The 20183-nt window shown below is 50.6% G+C and carries 17 protein-coding genes; 5 read left to right on the forward strand and 12 right to left on the reverse strand.

Going from position 1 to position 20183, the window contains the following annotated elements:
• Window positions 1-120 precede the first annotated feature (120 nt).
• On the reverse strand, window positions 121-1188 hold the full coding sequence (locus ACHZBS_RS28130) for an HDOD domain-containing protein (protein WP_319409856.1): 1068 nt from the start codon (window positions 1186-1188) through the stop codon (window positions 121-123).
• 187 nt (window positions 1189-1375) lie between these two features.
• Window positions 1376-1630, reverse strand: coding sequence for a hypothetical protein (locus ACHZBS_RS28135; RefSeq protein WP_319409857.1), 255 nt, complete (start codon window positions 1628-1630; stop codon window positions 1376-1378).
• On the opposite strand from ACHZBS_RS28135, the gene ACHZBS_RS28140 reads away from it, so the two are divergent.
• A complete protein-coding gene (locus ACHZBS_RS28140; protein ID WP_319409858.1) occupies window positions 1629-2132 on the forward strand; it encodes a dihydrofolate reductase family protein in 504 nt (167 codons plus the stop codon). The genes ACHZBS_RS28135 and ACHZBS_RS28140 overlap by 2 nt on opposite strands.
• Before the next feature lie 73 nt (window positions 2133-2205).
• Here the strand turns inward: ACHZBS_RS28140 and ACHZBS_RS28145 are convergent, their stop codons facing one another.
• The 10 genes from ACHZBS_RS28145 to ACHZBS_RS28190 form a co-directional block, all read right to left on the reverse strand.
• Window positions 2206-3099 (reverse strand): NAD(P)-dependent oxidoreductase, encoded by an 894-nt coding sequence (locus ACHZBS_RS28145; protein WP_319409859.1) that lies wholly within the window; start codon window positions 3097-3099, stop codon window positions 2206-2208.
• Window positions 3100-3262: 163 nt separating this feature from the next.
• Window positions 3263-3658 (reverse strand): prepilin-type N-terminal cleavage/methylation domain-containing protein, encoded by a 396-nt coding sequence (locus tag ACHZBS_RS28150; protein ID WP_319409860.1) that lies wholly within the window; start codon window positions 3656-3658, stop codon window positions 3263-3265.
• Between the two features lie 254 nt (window positions 3659-3912).
• Window positions 3913-5253, reverse strand: coding sequence for a sigma-54 dependent transcriptional regulator (locus ACHZBS_RS28155; RefSeq protein ID WP_319409861.1), 1341 nt, complete (start codon window positions 5251-5253; stop codon window positions 3913-3915).
• Window positions 5253-6473, reverse strand: coding sequence for a type II secretion system F family protein (locus ACHZBS_RS28160; protein WP_319409862.1), 1221 nt, complete (start codon window positions 6471-6473; stop codon window positions 5253-5255). Before ACHZBS_RS28160 ends, ACHZBS_RS28155 begins: the two co-directional genes overlap by 1 nt.
• Window positions 6474-6500: 27 nt before the next feature.
• On the reverse strand, window positions 6501-8210 hold the full coding sequence (locus ACHZBS_RS28165; protein ID WP_319409863.1) for an ATPase, T2SS/T4P/T4SS family: 1710 nt from the start codon (window positions 8208-8210) through the stop codon (window positions 6501-6503).
• 35 nt (window positions 8211-8245) lie between these two features.
• Window positions 8246-9979, reverse strand: a complete 1734-nt coding sequence (locus ACHZBS_RS28170; RefSeq protein WP_319409864.1) for an AAA family ATPase — start codon at window positions 9977-9979, stop codon at window positions 8246-8248.
• Window positions 9980-10040: 61 nt separating this feature from the next.
• Window positions 10041-11600, reverse strand: coding sequence for a type IV pilus secretin PilQ (pilQ, locus tag ACHZBS_RS28175; protein ID WP_319409865.1), 1560 nt, complete (start codon window positions 11598-11600; stop codon window positions 10041-10043).
• A gap of 98 nt (window positions 11601-11698) precedes the next feature.
• Window positions 11699-12223 carry a hypothetical protein gene (locus tag ACHZBS_RS28180; protein WP_319409866.1) on the reverse strand — a complete coding sequence of 175 codons (525 nt, stop codon included), beginning with the start codon at window positions 12221-12223 and terminating at the stop codon, window positions 11699-11701.
• A 37-nt stretch (window positions 12224-12260) separates the two neighbouring features.
• Window positions 12261-12785 (reverse strand): hypothetical protein, encoded by a 525-nt coding sequence (locus ACHZBS_RS28185; RefSeq protein WP_319409867.1) that lies wholly within the window; start codon window positions 12783-12785, stop codon window positions 12261-12263.
• Window positions 12786-12828: 43 nt separating this feature from the next.
• Window positions 12829-14220, reverse strand: coding sequence for a hypothetical protein (locus ACHZBS_RS28190; RefSeq protein WP_319409868.1), 1392 nt, complete (start codon window positions 14218-14220; stop codon window positions 12829-12831).
• Between the two features lie 950 nt (window positions 14221-15170).
• Between ACHZBS_RS28190 and ACHZBS_RS28195 the strand changes: the two genes are divergently transcribed.
• From ACHZBS_RS28195 to uvrB, 4 genes are all read left to right on the forward strand, one after another.
• Window positions 15171-16094, forward strand: coding sequence for an adenylate/guanylate cyclase domain-containing protein (locus ACHZBS_RS28195; RefSeq protein ID WP_319409869.1), 924 nt, complete (start codon window positions 15171-15173; stop codon window positions 16092-16094).
• Window positions 16095-16218: 124 nt separating this feature from the next.
• Window positions 16219-16713: a 2-C-methyl-D-erythritol 2,4-cyclodiphosphate synthase gene (gene ispF, locus ACHZBS_RS28200; RefSeq protein ID WP_319409870.1), complete on the forward strand. Its 495-nt coding sequence runs from the start codon at window positions 16219-16221 to the stop codon at window positions 16711-16713.
• 25 nt (window positions 16714-16738) lie between these two features.
• Complete coding sequence (gene cysS / locus ACHZBS_RS28205; RefSeq protein WP_319409871.1) at window positions 16739-18175, forward strand: cysteine--tRNA ligase; 1437 nt, start codon at window positions 16739-16741, stop codon at window positions 18173-18175.
• 6 nt (window positions 18176-18181) lie between these two features.
• Complete coding sequence (uvrB, locus tag ACHZBS_RS28210) at window positions 18182-20176, forward strand: excinuclease ABC subunit UvrB (protein WP_319409872.1); 1995 nt, start codon at window positions 18182-18184, stop codon at window positions 20174-20176.
• Window positions 20177-20183: the final 7 nt, after the last annotated feature.

A 20183-nucleotide genomic window follows, 5' to 3' on the forward strand; every position in this document is an offset into this window, starting at 1 on the left:
GATTATCGGTCGATAGAATTTAGGGGCTATCTCAAAAATAGAATCTGGATTCACGGTCCAGGTGAAGCCGAGACCGGCCCGCAACACATTGTCGTGACAGCGTTTTAAAAAGATAGCTGCTTATGTCATGCTCTGGGTAATTTGGCTTACGGCTTCGATCGTCGCTTCATTGTACCTGGTCAAATCTTCTTCATCCAGAGAGAGAAACGCCAGTGCTCCCGGGTCCAGTTCGTACAGGGCCGCATCCAGACTGCTGCCAATCCCGCTTTGCTGGGCAATGTGATTGGCGGTGTGAACGATGTAGGCCAGTTGGTTGCCTTTGGATGCGTCGGGATCATGGTGGAATCGCATAGCGCTCACATGATTATCGGGAAGCTTCCATTTGGTGCACAGGTCAGAGGCCAGCTCCGTGTGGTCGAAACCGAGCACCTGCTTTTCCACCTGTAGAAATGTGATACCGGCGGAAAGCGCCTGGTCCACCAGGGTTTTTCGTTCCAGAAGATAGCGATCCAGGGCCAGTTTGCCGGCGTCATGGATCAATCCGACGGAGAAAGCGTCATTTTCCATTGCCGGCGCCCGGTCTTTGGCGATGAATCGCGAACACAGGGCTACGGCCAGTGAATGCTGCCACAGGGTGCCTGATCCCATACGGTATCCTTTGAGGTGACTTCCCAGCAGGCTGGTGGCTGAAACCATGGTGATGAGCTGCTCCAGCGTTTTGTGGCCGAGTACGACGGTTGCCTGGTGAATGGAGGAAACCATCCCGGACAGCCCATAATAAGCCGAGTTTGACACCTGGAGGACCTTGGCGGCAATGGCTTGATCGGTTTCGATCACCTCGGCAATCTCTTTGAACCCGGATTTGGGGTTGGCCATGACTTCCCGTGCCTTGTAGATAATTTTTGGCATGGGTGGAAGATCTTTAATGCTGTTCAAAATTTTTCGCTTCAGGTCACTGCCGTCAAGTTCTCCGGAAGGTTTTTCGGCAATTGGTGAAAATACCACTTTGCCTGTGGATTCATCGGGGGTCGCAACCGGTTTTTCCGCAATGGGTTCCTGTTTCTCTCTTAGGTCCAGCGTGATTTTTGATTTGCAGCCGGGGCAGGGGAAGGATAGCTTTTTCCCGGTGGGAAGGCGGTCATCGGGAAGATCGAAAGCCTTACTGCAGTTTTCGCACTCAACTCTCATGGAAACACCTTTCTCGGAAGCACCAGGGGTTCTGTTAAATCAGTTGGTCAATTTAATATTATACTGGTTTCCGTTTATTTTGACCAGAATCAAATTGCTTCATTGTCTGAGGGTAACGATGTAAAATCCTTGTTACGTTTCTTCATCGGCTGTGTATACAAAAACTTGATTGAAGAAAGGGAGTGCTTCAGGGTAACCGGATGAAACTTTTTTTCATATTATTGTTTTTTAAATAAAAAAAAGTTCCAGCGATGGACGTTTGAAATTTTGCTAAAAATCTTTTTGCCCAACCTTGCGTATTCTGATTTCCGGGAAAAGCATCTGAAAAAATGTTGCGGCGCGGGGACATCCTTTTTATATTAAGGAACCTTCTTTTATGATATGAGGCTTTCAACCCTTTCGCATCCAAACTAACGTCAAAAATCAGGGAAAATACCGCCATGCATGTCTGCCTGATGGTCGCCATTACCGTCGATGGAAAGATCGCCAGAGCCTCAGATCACTATCCCGACTGGACCGGCAAAGCCGACAAACAACTGTACGTCGAAATTACCAAAAAGGCCGGTGTCATGATCATGGGTTCAACGACCTTCGATATTATCGGGCGGGTCTTGCCCGGCCGCAAAACCATCGTCATGACCCGCAACCCGGATCGCCGATCCGACCGGGACGATCTGGTGTATACCCAGTCACCTCCCGAGCAGATAATTTCCGATCTGGCCGCCCAGGGCTTCGAGGAAGCGGTGGTCGTCGGCGGTGCGAAGATCAACCAGCTTTTTGCCGGAAAAGGGCTAATTGACGAGTTGATCCTGACTCTTTCACCCTATGCCTTTGGTTCCGGGTTGTCCATCTTTTCGGATACCGTTGACCTGAAACTGTCCTTGAAAAAATTCTGGAAGATTGACGAAAATACATTGTGCATCCGGTACCGAGTTCTCCACTAATACCCGTCCACAAATGGCAGCTTTGGCCTATGACACTTTAGGATCCTGACTCATAAGTGTCAGAGTCGTGAATCTAGTGTGTTGATGCTTGGCGATTCATGGTCGCCAGGACCTGAAATAATCCCTGGGTGCCCAGATCTTCCCATCCCATGGCCATAGCCGCTACGTAAAACTGATGAACCAGGGCCAGGCCGGGTAGCGACAAGTGCATTTGCCGAGCTTCTTCGAGGGCGATGCCCATATCTTTGACAAAGTGCTTGATGTAGAAACCGGGGTTGAAATCGCCATCGGCAATTCTGCGACCCAGAGTATTGATGGACCACGAACTGGCCGCCCCTTTTCCAATTACATCAATGACCTGGTGGGCATCCATACCCGCCCGCTGAGCATACAAAAGAGATTCAACCACGCCGATCATAGTGCCGGCAATCAGAATCTGGTTAGTCATTTTGGTGTGCTGGCCGGATCCGGAACCGCCCATTAAGGCAATGGTTTTCCCCATGATCGCGAACAGCGGTTTCACCGTCTCGAACACTGGCGGGTCACCGCCTACCATGATGGCCAACGTGGCTTCCCGGGCTCCCACGTCGCCACCGGAAACTGGTGCATCCAGCGCCTTTACGCCCTTTTTAATGCATTCACGGTGAATGGATCGGGCCAAGTCCGGGCTGGATGTGGTCATGTCAACCACCGTGTTACCAGCTTTGGCTCCCGCCAAGACGCCCTCATCACCCAAAATCACTTCCCGGACATCATCCGGGAAACCTACCATGGTAAAAACAATATCACTGTTTTGTGCCACGGCTTTGGGCGTGTCGACCCAGATCGCCCCTCTTTCGAGAAGGTTTAGGGCTTTTTCGCGGGTTCGGCTGAAAATGGTCAGCCGTTTTCCCGCGTTTAACAGGTGCCCGCACATGGACGCACCCATCACGCCCGTCCCGATCCATCCAATGCGTTGGTTGGTCATTTGTTCCTCCTTGTCAGCCGGTGAGTCAATGGATTTAAAAAAGGAAAAAGGGGCACGATTTAGCAACCGGAACCCCTTTTGTTCTATTTGGTTTGATCAGCAGGATTAGAACAGGCGTAAGGACTATTTCCTTCAATGTGAAGCAAGTTGATCGGGGCAAAAATCAAGGTGACCCGGGACGTGGAATGGTTTTGCTTTGTGTCTTGCCTGCCAATGTTCCGGTTTTTCCCGTTACGGTTAGTGTAAGAGTGGTTGCATTATCTACGGTTTGGAGAGTGAAATCCCCAAGGTTGGTGCCGATCGTAGCATCGCTGTAAGTGATCTCCGCTGTTGTTGATCCTGCGAGGATCTGTTTGCCGAAATGTTGATTTACCCGGCCGACACCTTCACCGAGGGCGGCGTCCAATGCCTTGTTTTGGGCCTCAGTTTGCAGGTCGAAATATCTGGGAATGGCGACTGCGGCCAAGATGCCCAGGATAACCAGGACGGCAATTATTTCTATTAGGGTGAACCCTTTTTGGTTCGCTAAAAGGGTTTCCATTTTACGATTGTCAGCCATATCTCCCCATTTCTGCATAGTGATGGTTGCGTTAATTCAATTATAAGCATTTTATCAGCATGGATGATGCCAACCCCTTATACTTTTCTGTTTACAATTATTTAACTATAAGGGAATATAATAGAAACACACCAAAGAAAAACACCAGACAAAAAAATCTTCGAGGATCCATCGATTAAAAATTTTGCCAATTAAAGCAAGCCCTCCAAATTATGTAGGTTAAAACTACATAAATTGAAGGTCTATATTGTCGTTTATGGTTTGAATTCGGTGATATCGATCTGATGCTTTTTTATCCTGTGCCACAAACTCCTTTCTTTGATACCAAGAAGGGCGGCGGCTTTGACCTGAATGCCACCGGCCTGGCGAAGGGCATCAACAATGATTTCACGTTCAAAATGTTTGATACGCCGATCTAGATCCGCGTTTCCATTTAACGCCAGCTCTGCTTGGTGCACGTGGATGGGTGAACCCTTTGTGCCGTCCTTGCGCATTAATGAAAAGGGCAGATTGGACGGCAAAATTTTCTTTTCTGTGAGAACGGCTGCCGATTCCAATGCATTTTTCAATTCCCTTACATTTCCAGGCCAATCATTGGTCATCAACAATTGAAGGGCTTCCGAAGAGAGGTGTCGTTCCGGGCCCATTTCATTCAGGAATTTTTCGGTAAGCAAGGGAATGTCTTCCCGTCGATGCCTCAAAGGGGGCAGCAGAATCGAAAAGACATTGAGCCGGTAGAATAAGTCTTGGCGAAAGCGGCCGTTTTCAACCATTTTTTCAAGATTGCGATTCGTGGCTGCTATGAAACGGACGTTGACTTTTGTCGGTTTTATCGCGCCTACGCGTTCAATGGTATTCTCTTCAATGGCACGAAGCACCTTGGCTTGGGTTTCCAGAGGCATGTCGCCGATTTCATCCAGAAAAAGTGTACCGCCATCCGCCAGTTCGAATTTCCCGGGTTTTTTGGTATTTGCACCGGTGAACGAACCTTTTTCGTAGCCGAACAATTCACTTTCAAGTAAGGTTTCAGGAATGGCCGCGCAATTAATTGCGACAAAAGGTTTGTCCTGCCGTTTGCTGTGCTGGTGGATGCTTCGTGCAATGAGCTCTTTACCCGTTCCGGTTTCGCCGGTTACCAGAACCGTGGATTCTTTTGGTGCCACTTTGACTATCTGGTTAAACACCCCGCGCATAACCTTGCTCTCACCGATGATGTCCGGAAACAGCTGCCGGGCTTCAACCTTGCTTAACAGTTCCGATACCTGTTCGAACACCATGGTAAACTTGCCCATATCATCGGTGGCGGCAGAGGCATTTGTGGGCTGTTTGACATTTTTAACAATTCCTAAATCTTTTGTTTTTGAAACGAACCGCTTAACCGGATCGATCAGTAATTTTACGATAAGGATGCCGCTGATCAAGGTGAAAGCGATCAGCAGCATGCCCCACCAAACAACCGGCCACTGGGGGTTCAAGGATTTGGCAAGATAATACATGGTCGTATTGTAGGTGACAATGATGGACAAGATTGCGATTCCGGCAAAAATAACCGGAATGATGATATACAGACTGATATTGAAGCGTATGTCTTTCATTATTTAACCATTTTAACCAGGTCCCACATGGGCAGGTAGATGGCCAGCGCAAAAAACAGAACCACGGCCGCCAGGCATACCGTCAATAGCGGACCGATGGAATCGGAGATCCGTTTCATGGCGAACTCGAGTTCAGAATCGTAGTGCTCGGACGCTTCGTGGAGCATTTCATCGAGATTCCCGGACTCCTCTCCAATAGCGACCATGTTGATAATGATCGGCGTGAAATACGGTGAAGTGGCCAGCGGACCGGAGATTCCGCGTCCTTCTTCCAATCGTTCCGTGATATTCTCGAATGCTCTGGACAACGCAGCGTTGTTGATGGTTTCGGAAAGAATGGACATGGTTTCCAGCACGGAAATGCCACTGGCTTGAAGAATAGCGAAAATACTTGCAAACCGCGCCATCGCCGCCTTGCGGACCAACACGCCAAACAAGGGTAGATTGAGAAGAAGTTTATCGCGCCTGAATTGCCCGCTTTCGGTTTTCAGATAGATGTTGATAAGTATGCCCATACCTACAGCCATAAGGATCAACGCTGGCCAGAAGGAGACCAGGAAGGCATACAATTTCATGCAGATCACCGTGGGAAGTGGCAGATGGAGCCCTGATTTTAAAAATATTCCGGCGAATTTGGGAATGACCAGGGTCAGTAAAATAAGAAAAGCCGCCAGCAGGGAGATAATGACAATGGCCGGGTACTGAAGCGCCGAACGGATATCGGATCGAATTTTATGATCATGATCCATGATATAGATCAGGCGGTCCAAAATTTCGGGCAGGGCGCCGCTCGTTTCACCGGCATGCAGCATACTGCAGTACAAAGATGAAAAAACGGAAGGGTATTTCCGGAATCCGTCATATAGGCTTCCGCCTTCCCGGATATCCTGGGAGATGGAGACGATAATGCGCTTCAGCTTGATGTTTTCACTTTGATTTTCAAGCACCTGGAGAAGTTTAAGCATGGGAACTCCGGCGCGGATCAAAGTCCTGAGCTGCTTGGTGAACAGAATCAACTCGGGCAATTTGACGGGCGTGAGCTTTTCCTGCAGTTCTGTCAGGAAAAAACCAATTCCTGATTTTGAGGCATCGGTGATTTTTTGTGGAATATACCCGCGAGATACGAGCGCACTGGTGGCGCCTTCCGCAGAATCCGCATCGATTGCGCCGGAGACGGGACTGCCGTTTTCAGTAATAGCCTGGTAATAATATTTAGCCATAAACTTGCTTCTGTAAAAAATTGAGTGCTACATCATCACTGCGGTTACGGCTTCGTCGAGGGTTGTTTCTCCATTGAGTACTTTTCGTGTGGCATCATCTTTCAAGGTGCGCAGGTGGCCGGATTCCCTGGCGGCCCGCATAATTTCCTGGGAGGACGCCCGGCGCAGGATCATCTCCTGAATCATGTCATCAATGACCAGTACTTCAAATATTCCGGTGCGCCCTTTATACCCCTTGTCCATGCAGTTATAGCAGCCTTTTCCCTGTACGAAATCAGCGCCCTGGACCTTATCCAACCCCCAGTAGGAGAGAGCGGCTGCAGGGGGTTTCCATGGCTTTTTGCAAAATGGGCAGACTTTGCGAACCAGTCGCTGGGCAATGGAAACCAGCATCACCGAGGAGACGAGAAAGGGCTCGATGCCCATATCGATAAACCGGGTGATGGCGCCGGCAGCATCGTTGGTGTGAACCGTGCTGAGCACCCGGTGGCCGGTGAGGGCACTTTGAACGGCAATGCCGGCCGTTTCCGAATCTCGAATCTCTCCTACCATGATGACATCCGGATCCTGGCGCATGATGGAACGCAGGCCGCTGGCAAATGACATTCCTGCCTTGCGGTTGAGCTGGATCTGACGGATTTTGTTCACCCGGTATTCAACTGGATCTTCAATCGTAATGATATTGATATCGGGCTGGTTGATTTTCTTGAGTATGGAATACAGCGTCGTGCTCTTACCGCTTCCTGTGGGCCCCGTGCTCAAAATCATTCCGTATGGCTTGTTGATGATGGGCTCCAGTTTGCAAATATCTGCTTCACTCATGCCCAGGTGCTCCAGGGAATAAACCCCCCCGCTGGTGTCGAGCAGTCGCAGTACCATGTTTTCCCCGTAGATGGTGGGAATGGTCGACGCCCGGATATTGATCTCCTTGTTGTCCATGCGGATGGTAAAGCGGCCGTCCTGGGGAATCCGGGAGAGGGAAATATCCATGTTGGATAAAATTTTTAGCCTGGAAATAATCAAAAGCAGCAATGATTTGGGCGGCGCCGGGACTTCATGAAGCTTGCCATCTACCCGGAAGCGAACCTGGACATAATCCTTTTCCGGAGAGATATGGATGTCGCTGGCACCCTCACGGACGGCTTGGGAGAGAATCGAATTTACCAGGCGGATGACCGGTGCCTCTTCCGCCATATCATGCAGGGAACTGACTTCCACATCCTCTGAAATGGCGGGCGTTTCAGCATCATGGGCGCTCTCGATCTGCATTTCACTCATGCCGTCCAGCACCCCGCCGATAGCGGAATAGGTGCCGTAAAGGCTGGAAATCATATGGTTGAGTTCCTGGTAAGTGCAGATTACCGACTCCACCTCGATATTTGTGAACACTTCAATGGCATCCAGGGCGTTGATATCCATAGGATCGGTCATGGCGATCTTCAGTAAATGACTCGTCCGCTCGATGGGAATTAATTGATATTTCTGGCACATCTCGAGCGGGATGACAGCGGACAGAGCAATGTCAATAGGGTAGGCGTCCGGTCTGTATTTTTCAATGGCAAGCTGCTGCGACACCAGGTTCACGATTTCGGAGCTGCTGACAATCCCCTCCCGCACGAGATATTCACCCAGTTTCATATTGTTGCGCTTGTGATCGGCAACGGCCTGTTTGAGCTGCTCTTCAGTCAACAGGCCGCCATCAATGAGCATTTCGCCAAGTTTTTTCTTTTCTTTCACATTCTCACCAGCATCTTTCCGCGTCTCTGATATCGTCAATATCCTTTCCCCAGAAAAGGATCGGAAAAAAGAACGGTTGGGTCGGTCCAGCCGGAAATAATTTCGGCGGAATCGGAAAATTCGGCTGGCAGTTTTGCCAAGATATTCTCGGCCGCGGACGGGTTGAAAAAATAGCCGGAAACATAGATCCCGTATTCCAATCCGTTTTTTGGGGCCCATTCGGTAATTATTCGCATCCAGGGCACGTCTTTATTTTCAGATGATTTGATCGATCGCCGAAAAGCCTCGTCCAGCGAAGCCGCTTTTCCCACCTTGAGCCACCACAGCGGGTAGGATCGTTGAACAAACGGTGCAGGAATTGCTGGAAAGGCAATGGTATCTCCCACGCGTATGGCATCGGCATCGGAGATGTGGGGGTTGGCATCCAGCACCGCCTTGAGGATGCGGTCACGAAAATCACCGTAGATAATCTTGACCATCGCCCCCAGGGTGTCATTTCTCTTAACCGTCAATACGCCGAGGAGCGCAGGTGGTGCCGGTTTGTCAACATCCGTTTTTTGCCGCTGCCCATCTGATGCGGTCATTTCATGAACCGGATCCGAGGACCCCGGCGTGTCGGAAATGGAAGCCGCTTTAACGGGTGATGGGGTGGGACCATTAGTGTCAACGGCGGCAAGCCTTTCAGCGGCTGGCTGACTGTGGGCAACCAGCGGAACACCTGCGTGGGATCGGTCTAAATGCACCGGCCTGTCGGGTCCTGAAATGGGCGCTGCCATAAGCGGTGGTTCGTGAGCTTTATCCTGTATAGTTGTCGGATGGTTGTCTCTGACCAGAAATGAAAGTGGAAGGCGACTGCCCGGTATAACGATGAAAATCAGTCCGATGGCGGCCAAGAACGCCAGCGCTGAAAAGGCCATCGCTCGGCGATGGCGATGAGCCTGGGAACGCTGGGCCAGAGAACGGTCGATGCAGGACCGGACCAGGCGCCAGGTAACCCGGGTACGGTTTTGAACAATCAACGCCAGCATGCACTGGTGGCACAGGTTGATGATTTTTCGGGGGTAGCCGCCTGTCGCGCGGTAAATGGCCCATAGCGCCGGCCTCGTAAACAGTTCCGGTGGGCGGGGCCGGCTGCTGGCATGTCTGATGCGGAAACCGATCATCTGGCGGGTGTCGGCAAGGCTCATCGGCCCTAGAAAATGGATCAGGTTAACCCGGTCGGCCAGGTTGGCACGACGATTCAGAACTTCCTGAAATTCCTCCTGGGCAAACAGAACGATTTGAAGCAATTTATGATCATTGGTTTCGTAGTTTAAGAATTCCCTGAGGATCTCAAGACAAAAAACGGGAAGTTTCTGCCCCTCGTCGATGATCAGAACGATAGTTTTATTCTCGTGTACACCCTTTTGAAAAAGATGATGCTTGATCTGTTCCTTGAAACCATGCTCGTCACTACCGGAGACGACCGTGTCGACGATCAAGGAACAGATGCTTTCCAAAAAAGCTAACGGTGAGCTGAATGAAGGATCCAGGATCAGGTGGGACTCAATGGCGCGGTCTGAAGCGAATTTTTTCAACAGGGTCCGGCAGAGTGTTGTTTTCCCGGAGCCCACGGCGCCGATGACGATATTGAGTCCCCGTTTTAGGCGAAGGGCCAACTCGAGCTTCTGCATACAGTCCACATGCTGTCTGGACTGAAAAAAAAAGTCCGGATCCGGGGAGTTGGAGAAGGGTTCCCGATCCAGGTTGAGTATGGTGAAATAATCCATAAAATATTTCGTTGGCAGCGCCGGGATCCTGATCAATCCCCGGCCTTCCGTCGTTGGGTCGTTATTGAACCGGAACCGCCTCTTCCTTTGCCTTGGGCGCCATGGTTATCGTTGGCCGCCTCTTCAGGATATGGGGCGTAATGAAAATCAACAATTCCTCCTTTTCACTGCCTTTCGATTCCTCCTTGAAAAGATATCCTAATCCAGGAATATTGCGAAACCAAGGGACACCGGATTCTCTGTCATTGTCAGATTGCTTGTTCAGCCCTCCGATGACGGTGGTCTGGCCGTCATACAGGACCACGGTGGTTTCAGCTTTTTTGGTGTTAATTCTTGGGTTTCCATTAATATCATCGCCCAGATCACTGGGTTCGTCTTTGTTGGTTTTAATTTGCAGCTTTAACGTATCGCCTTCGATAACGTGAGGGGTGACCTCCAGACGAAGCACCGCTTTTTTATATTCAATTTTGGTGCTGCTGTCTTCTACCGTCTGAAAGGGTATTTCCGAACCGCTTTCGATGACGGCTGTCTGGTTGTCAAGGGTGGTAATCGAAGGTTTAGACAGAATATTAACCTTACCTTCCTGTTCAAGGGCGTTCAGCTGTGCCGAGAGCAAAAGACCGCCGGATTGGACAATCGCACCCACGGCAAAACCGGAACCGGATATATCGGCAGGAAAATTTGAGGCCCATCCGGAGGTTGCATTGATCGTGTCGCCGGCGGTTAACCCGATGGCATCACCGGCATTGGGGGTGATCCAATAGTTATTTCCTTCGTATAATCCGCCCCATTGAACCCCCAACTCCCTTGCCGTGGTGCTGCTGGCCTCGATAATGTTTGCTTCAATGAGCACCTGGGCAGTGGGTTGATCCAGTTCGGTAATCAGTGCGATCATCCGTTCCAGGTCGCTTCGGGTGGCCTGGATGATCAACGCATTGTTGTGATCGTCCAACAGCACCGATCCAAGTATTTTCCCGTTATCCGCTTCGGTAAGAAACTTCTCCAGGTTGGTTTTCAGCTTACCGGCATCGGCGTAATCGACGTGGACAATCTTGGTCAGCAGCGGCTCGGAAAGCTCCATTTGTCTTCGTGTGGACAGAATCTTCTGATCCGCTTCCAGCTGGCGGACGATATTGGCTTTATCGTCGAGGGTGATGATGCGAAGCAGGTCGCCCTCCCATGAGTAAGATAGACCGTGGGTCTTCAGGAGGCCCTCGAATACCTGATTCCATGGGATTTTAACAGCATTGAGACTGGTGACCCCCTTGACCGAGTTGTTGATGATGATGCTGATACCCACGGAACGGGCCAAGGCCCGTAACAGTACAGAAATATCCGCCTGGTGAATTTTCAGGGTGACCGGTTTGTCCGGCAGCGGTTTTTCGGGTTTGTCTTCCACGGCATCGATTTTATCTGCCGTTGGCTGGTTTTGCGGCATATCGATGATACGATGCTGCTCGGGCGGAGAAAACCCTCTGGATTCGGCGGCCCTGGCCTGCCACTGGTCGAAAACGGTCTCTTTTTTCTGAGTTTTCTGCTGGGCGCATCCGCTTAAACCGGTCAACAGAAATATGGTTGCCAAAACAAATATTACCCACTGGTTGCGCTGATTGGATGACATGGGGCTCCCTGGAAGTCTATCCTAAATTTTAGCGCCCATCCCTAATTGGCATCCTGCGGCCTTGATCCGGCCCACAATCTACCACTTCTTTACAGGCACTATTTACCACTTATGGCTTCATTCTCTGTCAATTTTAATATGATCACTCCCGGCGTGTTCGGTTTGCCGATTTCAACCTGTCCCGGATGGATACGGCGAACGTAGTATCCCTGTCCATCAATGGCGTCCCCCGAGGTGTATTCCATCCCATTTATTATGGCCAGACGCTGCGCCCCCACTTCTATAAAACCGGTGTATACCCAATCTGATTCGGTGTCCGTGCTGACCGTTGCATTGTCAGGATTTTCATGCTTCGGTGAATCAGACAGCAATGTGTCGTTTTTTAAAAAGGGATCCTTTTCCCATTTGCGTTCGGCGCTGCGGATGGTAAACAGGTCCCTTGTCAGTGAGGTATCCTCCTTGAGCTGTTGGATGACCTTCTGGGCAAAATCGAAAGCCGGTCCGTCAGATTGTTTTTCAACTCCCGGCCGACTGCCGGTGGTCACTGGACCCACATACAGATATCCACCCAGCAACACTGCTGCCGCCATGACAGAGACGATAATTTTTTCCCGTATAGACATCGAAACCGTGAACCCTCATTACCCGCTCAACCGAAAATCAACGGTGCAGCAGCGACACGGTGAGCTTGATCCATTTGTTTTCATCTGCGCAGCGCACATGGATGGTGTGAATCCGATCCACAAAAGACTGCTCGGCGATGGTATTGATCAGGGGCTGAACATTTAAAAATTCCCCGCGAAAAACAACCTCAACCATCAACAGCCCGTTTCCCTTGTCAAAGGTTTGTGCATCGGGGATCACACTTTCCAGCGTCAGTCCGGCGGTATTGGCGATATTCTGGAAAATCTGAGCCATTCGACCGGTGTTCTTCATATCCAGCACCGTTTTTTCAGGCAATTTCAACTTTGTCGACGGCGCGATACGTGCCTTTTCAACCAGTTTTTTGTATATGGGGGCCAGAGCCTGTCGCAAGGCAATTTCTCCGTTGAGTGCCGATATCTGTCGGTCGTATTCCCGCATGCTTCGATAGTTCGGGTATATTACCAATAAAAGAAAGGCCAGCAGACCTAAGGCGCAAAAAATAACTAGAATGGGGCTGCTTTGATTTTTTGAATCGGCCATCGCGTTATTGTATCGATCCTTTAATTTTATCGACAGGGTTTGGTTATGCGAGTTCGAACTGGATTGAAAACCGCAAAATCTGTCGATTTTCCAGAAACTGAAGCCGCTTGTTTTTGACAACGGGTTTTTTAAACAACGGTGAGTCTTCAATAGTGAGCATGAAGCTTGCCAGATCAGTTTCGAAACGGATCGGGTCACCTGTGACGATGCCTTCAATTGCCACCGGCAATTCTGTTTTCTTCTTCGATTTCTGCGAATGTGCATCCATATCGGCACTCAAGGCTATCAATTGAATATTGGCCGGTGTGAGGTGGATAACTTCTGCTATGATCGCAGAGCTGAAATAGCGCTGACTGAGTGTGGTGATGAGACCGCGTTTCTTGTTCATCTTGGCATAGAGTGCCATGACCAGATCCTGAGTCAGCGGAACATGGTAAGCATCCCGTTTTTCGACTAACCGGTCCACCTCAGCCGTTTTGGCGGCAATACGGTTTTCCTGCCATAAAAAACCGCATAGCAGTAAAATCAGGAAGCCGATGCTGGCGGCTGAAATGCCGATTCGGATCTGGCGTGCCCGGTCCCTGCTTTCGCGATGACGATAGGTAAAAAGAAAGTTCGGGGTTAATTCATTTGAGGAAAGTCCTATTCCGATGGCCGGAACGAAACTCTCCCTCTCCGCCGGACGATCTGGTATCGTCACTTTCTGCGTGAAGGCATGCGGCCGTGGAAAAGGGTTGAGGACATCGACGGGTAGGCCCAACTGAAACCCGATGTGTGAGATTACTGCGGGATTGGCTGTTACTCTACCCGAGATGAGAATATTACTGACGCCGGACCGTTTGAAATGCAGGGAAAAGTGTGCGATGGTGCGCTCCACCTGCTTGATCAGGCGATCGATGGCAGGAAGGATGGTCTGGAAGATATCGACCGGGCTGCCATCTTCGGTCATTGAGGCGGTGCCGGTGGTGCTGTTGGCACTCAAAAACCGGTAAAAGTCGTCCTGTGCGACGGCATAATACTCATCTTGTTTATCGGAGGGCGTACCGTTGCGGTCCTCCATGGCAAGCGGCGGCGACACGTCTTTTTGTGACGGGTACCGATATTGTTCGGCGATGGCATCGATCATGCTGTGTATGCCAGCCTTGATCCCCCGCGACAGGATCAGGTCTCCGTTGGCGTAAATAGTGATGCGTGACCAGTCACGGCCAATGAACAGGCAGCAGGTGTTCTGCCCCGCCGCCCGAACGATTTCGGTCTTCAGCAGGTTTTGAATGGCAAAGGGGACGATCGAAATGCCGGAAAGCGGATAGCCAGCCCGGGTAAAAAGCCTCTTCAGAGCTTCGGTTTCGGCAATGGGAATGGTAAATGTCATCACTTGGGTTTTAGTCATGCCATTTTCATTGACATCGCCCAATATCCTGAAATCCAGCAGCATCTCTTTGTCACTGAATGAGACTTCCTTTGAAAAGGTCCAGAAAACCGCATTGGGAATTTGTTTTTTAGGCAGTTTGGGGATGCGGATACATCGGGTTTCCACTTTTGCCGATGCCACACAGCACCATATGTCATAGCGTTTCAGGCCGCCACAGAATCGGAACAAAATGGCTGTCAACGCCTTGGTTATCTGTGGCGTGTCGAAAGTGTCGTTCCGCTCGACGGCGATAGTTTCGTAGTCCAGAAGTTCAAAGGATTTATCCGAAATTCGGTTGATTTTGGCGATCTTGATGAAACGGTTGCCGATTTCAACGCCGATTCCGATGGCTTTCTGGAATGCCAGAACCTTAAACAAAGCTGTTTTTTGAGACGGTGCAGCAGGTTCGGTGGGGCTGGCAGCTGAAGGGGGAGGGGGGGTATCACGGATCATATCCAGCAGTTTTTCGGTGGAAGAAATCTCGTCCTTTCTTACCAATTCAGTACTCCGTATCGATATGGCTGTTGTCAGCAGAAAACGCGCTTCAGCTGCCTATAGATTTCAGGGCTATTGCGGCGATGTCTGTTCAACGACGGTAACACATTCAAACGGTTAGGATTTTGGACTATTTTGCCGGTGTTTGTCAAGGCTTAAAACCGGTGGCGATGAGGCTTATCATTTTTTTATTATTGGATATTTGTCGGATCGCCAAGGGACGTACCCGCTTCGCTCCACCATGTTTGAAACCACTTCAGCCGACGCTGCGATTATGAAATGTACGCAGAATCGCGCATTAGTTCTTGAAAAAATGTGATCAGCCTTCTATTTTCAGCAGGATGGTACACGTTGGAGAATGGCCTTTGCCAGGGTATTGAAAAACTTCATGAATACCGGCAAGACAAATCAGCGCTTAATTTAAACGTGCCCCGGAATAAGATGAGTATGCCAGTAAATTTTTATCTGGAAAGTCCGCTATGAAAATGCCCAATCGTTCTGTCCGCCTGACCGACCATATGATGCTGATTGGATTTACCCTGGCGGTGGTCTACTGGATACTTGACTCGATTATGTCTATTTTTACCAGTTACGGCAACCTGCTGGAACAATTGCTGGGCGTAAACTTGGACGAGATATGGACACGGATTATCGTGCTGTGCCTTTTTGCCATTTTTGGTTCCCATGCTCAATACACCATCAATGAACGAAAAAAAGCGGAAGCCAAGCTCGAACGGGATGCCGCCACCCGCGAACGCTTTCAGCGACTGCTCTCACCGGATTTGGCTGAAAGGGTCGTTTCCGGGGAACTGAAGGTTGAAAAGGGCGGAAAAGACCGGAACGCAACGGTCCTTTTTGTGGACATCCGCGGTTTTACCACTATCAGTGAGAGCCATCAGGCCTCTGAGGTCCTGCGTCTGCTTAATGAATACTACGAAGTGCTGGTAGAAGTGGTGTTTCGGCATGAAGGAACGGTGGATAAATTTATTGGTGATGAGATGATGGTGATCTGGGGGGCACCTGTCGTTCATGAAGACGATCCGTATCGATCCGTGATGGCTGCTCTGGAGATGAAAACCGCACTGGCCGAATTCAATCGAAAAAGCATGATCGTTGGCCGTCCGGAAATCAAGTTCGGCATCGGCATTAACACCGGCAATCTCATGGCAGGATATATCGGCTCTTCGCATACCATGAGCTACTCGGTTATCGGGGATACCGTCAATACAGCCTCTCGGCTATGTTCCTCGGCACAACCCGATCAGATTCTGATCTCCGAGAATACGTGGAACCGGGTCAAAAATCGTTTCGACACCACCCCCCTGGGTAAAATTCATGCCAAGGGTAAATTCAAACCTGTCAACGCTTTCGCCGTTACCGGAGTAAAACCACTTCCCGGATGAGCATCGTTGGCTGACATTTCTATTCTGTCTTCGTATGGTTCTTGCCAAGTGTGGCTTTACGGTGAATACCAAGTATGCTATGAAATCTGATTTTACAATCGCATGAAACGGAAAATTGCATCTTATGACACGTGTCGGATTAGGATATGACATTCATCGCCTAGTGCCCGGCAGGAAGTTGGTGATCGGCGGAGAGACTATCCCATTTAACAAGGGGTTGATAGGGCATTCAGACGCCGATGTTCTGGTGCATGCGGCCTGTGATGCCCTTTTGGGAGCGGCGGGAATGGGGGACATCGGCGACCATTTTCCCGATACCGATCCTCAGTACCTCGATATCTATAGCATCGATCTGTTGACTACCGTTTACCGCCGGGTTAAAGCCCACGGATTTGTGCTGGTCAACATGGATGCCACTGTGTTTGCCCAAGCGCCCCGGATATCACCTTTCAAAGACCGAATGGCGGTACGGATGGCCGGCAGCATGTCTGTGAATCAACGAATGATCAACATCAAGGCCACTACCACCGAAGGCCTCGGGGTTATCGGCCATGGCGACGGGATTGCCGCTATGTGTGTGGTTCTGCTTCAATCCAAAACGCCGGAGACCGGCAACTAAAACCATCGCGCGAGGTTCCCTACAGATGGCTATGCGTATATACAACACGTTGACAAAATCAAAAGAGATATTTGAGCCGATGGTTCCCGGTCAGGTCAAAATTTATGTTTGCGGCCCGACCGTTTATGACTCCTGCCACGTGGGGCATGCCCGCTCGGTGGTAGTATTTGACGTGGTAGTTCGATACCTGCGGGCCATGGATTATCAGGTCACCTACGTTCGCAATTTTACGGATGTGGATGACAAAATCATTAACCGGGCTAACACCGTTGGCATGGATGCGGGCCAACTGGCGGAAAAATATATCAACGAATTCCATCGTGACATGGATGCGCTGAATGTCATGCGGGCCGACCGGGAGCCGAGGGTCACCGAACACATCAAGGATATCATCGACATCGTCAAGACCCTGGTGGACCAAAAATCCGCTTACCTGGCCGACGGCGATGTGTTCTATGCGGTGGAAACCTTCAAGGACTACGGAAAGCTTTCCGGCCGCAAACTGACCGACATGGTTGCCGGCAGCCGGGTCGAGATCAACGAAAACAAGCGCAACCCGTTTGACTTCGTCCTTTGGAAATCCGCCAAACCGGGTGAACCGTCATGGCCAAGCCCCTGGGGCGAGGGGCGACCGGGATGGCATATTGAATGTTCGGCCATGAGCAGCCGGTTTCTTGGCGAAACCTTTGATATTCACGGTGGCGGCAAGGATCTGATATTTCCCCACCATGAAAACGAGATCGCCCAATCCGAGGCGGCCCATGGCAGACCTTTCGCCCGTTATTGGATGCACAACGGATTCGTGAACATCGACAACGAAAAAATGTCCAAATCTTTGAACAATTTTCTGATGGTCAAGGATATACTTGAATCTTACCATCCCGAGAGCGTCCGACTGTTCCTGCTCTCAAGTCATTATCGCAGTCCCATTGATTTTTCGGACCAGAATCTGAAAGAATCGGAAAAGGCGCTGGATAAAATTTATGGTGTGCTTAAACGGCTGGACCAGGAAGCCGGCCTCGCCGACGCAGACGGGGCCACGGCCGCAGGAAATTACTGGCAGGCCTTCTGCGAAGCCATGGACGATGACTTCAACACGGCCAAAGGTGTCGGTATCCTTTTTAACCTGATCAAAGAAGCCAACCGGATACTCGATGAGGACAAAAGGTCCCTGAAGGCCAAGGGTGCGTTGGTGACCCTGATGACCGATCTGATGCAAATGGCCCATATCCTGGGAATCCTCCAACTACCATGGCATTCTTTTTTTGAAAAGCGGGCCGACAGCCAGCTCCGGAATTTGGCCATCTCTGCCGAAGCCATCGATTTACTAGTGGCCGAACGTGCCGCTGCCCGGAAAAACAAGGACTGGAAGCGGGCCGACGAAATCAGGGATCAGTTGGAAGAGACCGGGATCCTCCTCGAGGACAAGGACGACGGAACCCATTGGAAAGCAGCCACCTAATTCCACATGTCATCGTTTAATCTCGTATCGGATTTTACACCCTGCGGGGACCAGTCCCAGGCCATCCATACAATTTCGGAACAGATCCGCAGTGGTACAAGAAACCAGGTTCTGCTAGGAGTTACCGGGTCCGGAAAAACGTTTACGATGGCCAATATCATCGCCACGGTAAACCGGCCGTCGTTGATTCTGGCGCCAAACAAAACGTTGGCCGCCCAGCTGTACAACGAATTCCGCCACCTTTTTCCGGAAAATGCCGTCGAGTATTTTGTCAGCTATTACGACTATTATCAGCCGGAAGCCTATATCCCCACCACCGATACTTATATCCAGAAAGATTCTTCCATCAATGAATTGATCGATAAAATGCGCCATTCAGCCACCCGCAACGTGCTGTCTCGATCGGATGTGGTGGTGGTGGCCAGCGTCTCCTGCATTTTTGGCCTGGGTGCGCCGGAGGATTACCTCTCCATGCGCATCGACATCGCGGCTGGCATGGATATTCCCCGGGAGCGGCTGCTCTACCAGTTGGTAAGCATCCACTACCAGCGCAATGACACGGATTTCCACCGCGGTGTTTTTCGGGTGCGGGGGGATCGGGTGGAAATCTTTCCCGCCTACGAAGAGGATACGGCGGTCCGCATCGATTATTTCGGGGATGAGGTCGAACAGATCTTCGAGTTCGATCCGTTGAAAGGAACCCCCCGCCGGCAGCTGGAGAAGGTTACCCTGTTTCCGGCGAGCCACTACGTTACGCGCAAAGCGACGCTCGAACGGGCCACCAAAACCATTGTTCAGGAATTGAAGGAACGCGTTAATTTTTTCCGAAATGAAAATAAGCTGATTGAAGCCCAGCGCATCGAAGAGCGCACCCGGTTCGATCTGGAAATGATCCAGGAAATTGGCTATTGCAGCGGCATCGAAAACTATTCCCGGCACCTGACCGGCCGTTTGGCCGGTCAGCCGCCGCCGACATTGCTTGATTATTTCCCCAAGGATTTCCTCATTTTTGTGGATGAAAGCCACATCGCCTTACCCCAGATTCGGGCCATGTATAAAGGAGACCGTTCCCGCAAGACAACATTGGTTAACTATGGCTTCCGATTACCCTCGGCTCTGGACAATCGACCGCTCAAGTTCGAGGAGTGGTCCCAACGCGTCCACCAAATCGTCTATGTGTCCGCCACCCCGGCGGAATATGAACTGACTGCCTCGAAAGGTCGCGTCGTAGAGCAGATTGTAAGGCCAACCGGCCTCATCGACCCGGTCGTACATGTGCGGAGCGCAGGCAATCAGGTGGATGACCTGTATGGCGAGATCCGAGATCGGCAGCAGCGCGGGGAGCGAATTCTGGTAACCACGTTGACCAAACGGATGGCTGAAGACCTGACCGAATATTATACGGACATGGGTCTTGCTGTGCGCTACCTCCACTCTGACATCTCAACTATGGAACGCATGGACATCATCCGCGATCTGCGGACGGGCAAGTTTGATGCTCTGATCGGCATCAATTTGCTGCGAGAGGGCCTGGATATACCCGAGGTATCCCTTGCGGCCATTTTGGACGCGGATAAGGAGGGCTTTTTACGATCTGCCCGATCACTGATTCAAACCTTCGGCCGAGCGGCCAGAAACATCAACGGCACCGTGATCCTTTATGCCGACCGGATTACCGCTTCTATGAAACAGGCCATCGAGGAAACCAACCGAAGGCGGACCATCCAGCAGCAATACAATGAAATTCACCACATCACCCCGCGATCCGTTCACAAGACCATTACCGATATATTTGACATGGCCTATAACTCGCCGAAAACCGAAACGATCCAGGTGGCTGAGGCGCCGGTAGCGTTTGGACCGCAGGACAACATCGAATCTGCCATCCGAGATCTGGAAGCCCAAATGCAATCTGCGGCAAAAGACTTGGCTTTTGAAAAGGCAGCTTTGATTCGGGACAGGATTAAGGTACTTAAGAAACGGCTGCTGTTTGAATCATAACGTTGGT

It is taken from the genome of uncultured Desulfosarcina sp. (assembly GCF_963664155.2).
In the GTDB taxonomy this organism is placed as follows: Bacteria; Desulfobacterota; Desulfobacteria; order Desulfobacterales; family Desulfosarcinaceae; genus Desulfosarcina.

Excerpts from the sequence above, each read along its gene's own strand:
- ispF (WP_319409870.1), top strand. The coding sequence starts at position 16,219 with ATGACACGTGTCGGATTAGGATATGACATTCATCGCCTAGTGCCCGGC.
- ACHZBS_RS28190 (WP_319409868.1), bottom strand. The coding sequence starts at position 14,220 with ATGCTGCTGGATTTCAGGATATTGGGCGATGTCAATGAAAATGGCATG.
- pilQ (WP_319409865.1), bottom strand. The coding sequence starts at position 11,600 with ATGTCATCCAATCAGCGCAACCAGTGGGTAATATTTGTTTTGGCAACC.
- ACHZBS_RS28195 (WP_319409869.1), top strand. The coding sequence starts at position 15,171 with ATGAAAATGCCCAATCGTTCTGTCCGCCTGACCGACCATATGATGCTG.
- ACHZBS_RS28135 (WP_319409857.1), bottom strand. The coding sequence starts at position 1,630 with ATGGCGGTATTTTCCCTGATTTTTGACGTTAGTTTGGATGCGAAAGGG.
- cysS (WP_319409871.1), top strand. The coding sequence starts at position 16,739 with ATGGCTATGCGTATATACAACACGTTGACAAAATCAAAAGAGATATTT.
- uvrB (WP_319409872.1), top strand. The coding sequence starts at position 18,182 with ATGTCATCGTTTAATCTCGTATCGGATTTTACACCCTGCGGGGACCAG.
- ACHZBS_RS28180 (WP_319409866.1), bottom strand. The coding sequence starts at position 12,223 with ATGTCTATACGGGAAAAAATTATCGTCTCTGTCATGGCGGCAGCAGTG.
- ACHZBS_RS28170 (WP_319409864.1), bottom strand. The coding sequence starts at position 9,979 with ATGGATTATTTCACCATACTCAACCTGGATCGGGAACCCTTCTCCAAC.
- ACHZBS_RS28140 (WP_319409858.1), top strand. The coding sequence starts at position 1,629 with ATGCATGTCTGCCTGATGGTCGCCATTACCGTCGATGGAAAGATCGCC.
- ACHZBS_RS28160 (WP_319409862.1), bottom strand. The coding sequence starts at position 6,473 with ATGGCTAAATATTATTACCAGGCTATTACTGAAAACGGCAGTCCCGTC.
- ACHZBS_RS28155 (WP_319409861.1), bottom strand. The coding sequence starts at position 5,253 with ATGAAAGACATACGCTTCAATATCAGTCTGTATATCATCATTCCGGTT.
- ACHZBS_RS28185 (WP_319409867.1), bottom strand. The coding sequence starts at position 12,785 with ATGGCCGATTCAAAAAATCAAAGCAGCCCCATTCTAGTTATTTTTTGC.
- ACHZBS_RS28145 (WP_319409859.1), bottom strand. The coding sequence starts at position 3,099 with ATGACCAACCAACGCATTGGATGGATCGGGACGGGCGTGATGGGTGCG.
- ACHZBS_RS28150 (WP_319409860.1), bottom strand. The coding sequence starts at position 3,658 with ATGGCTGACAATCGTAAAATGGAAACCCTTTTAGCGAACCAAAAAGGG.
- ACHZBS_RS28130 (WP_319409856.1), bottom strand. The coding sequence starts at position 1,188 with ATGAGAGTTGAGTGCGAAAACTGCAGTAAGGCTTTCGATCTTCCCGAT.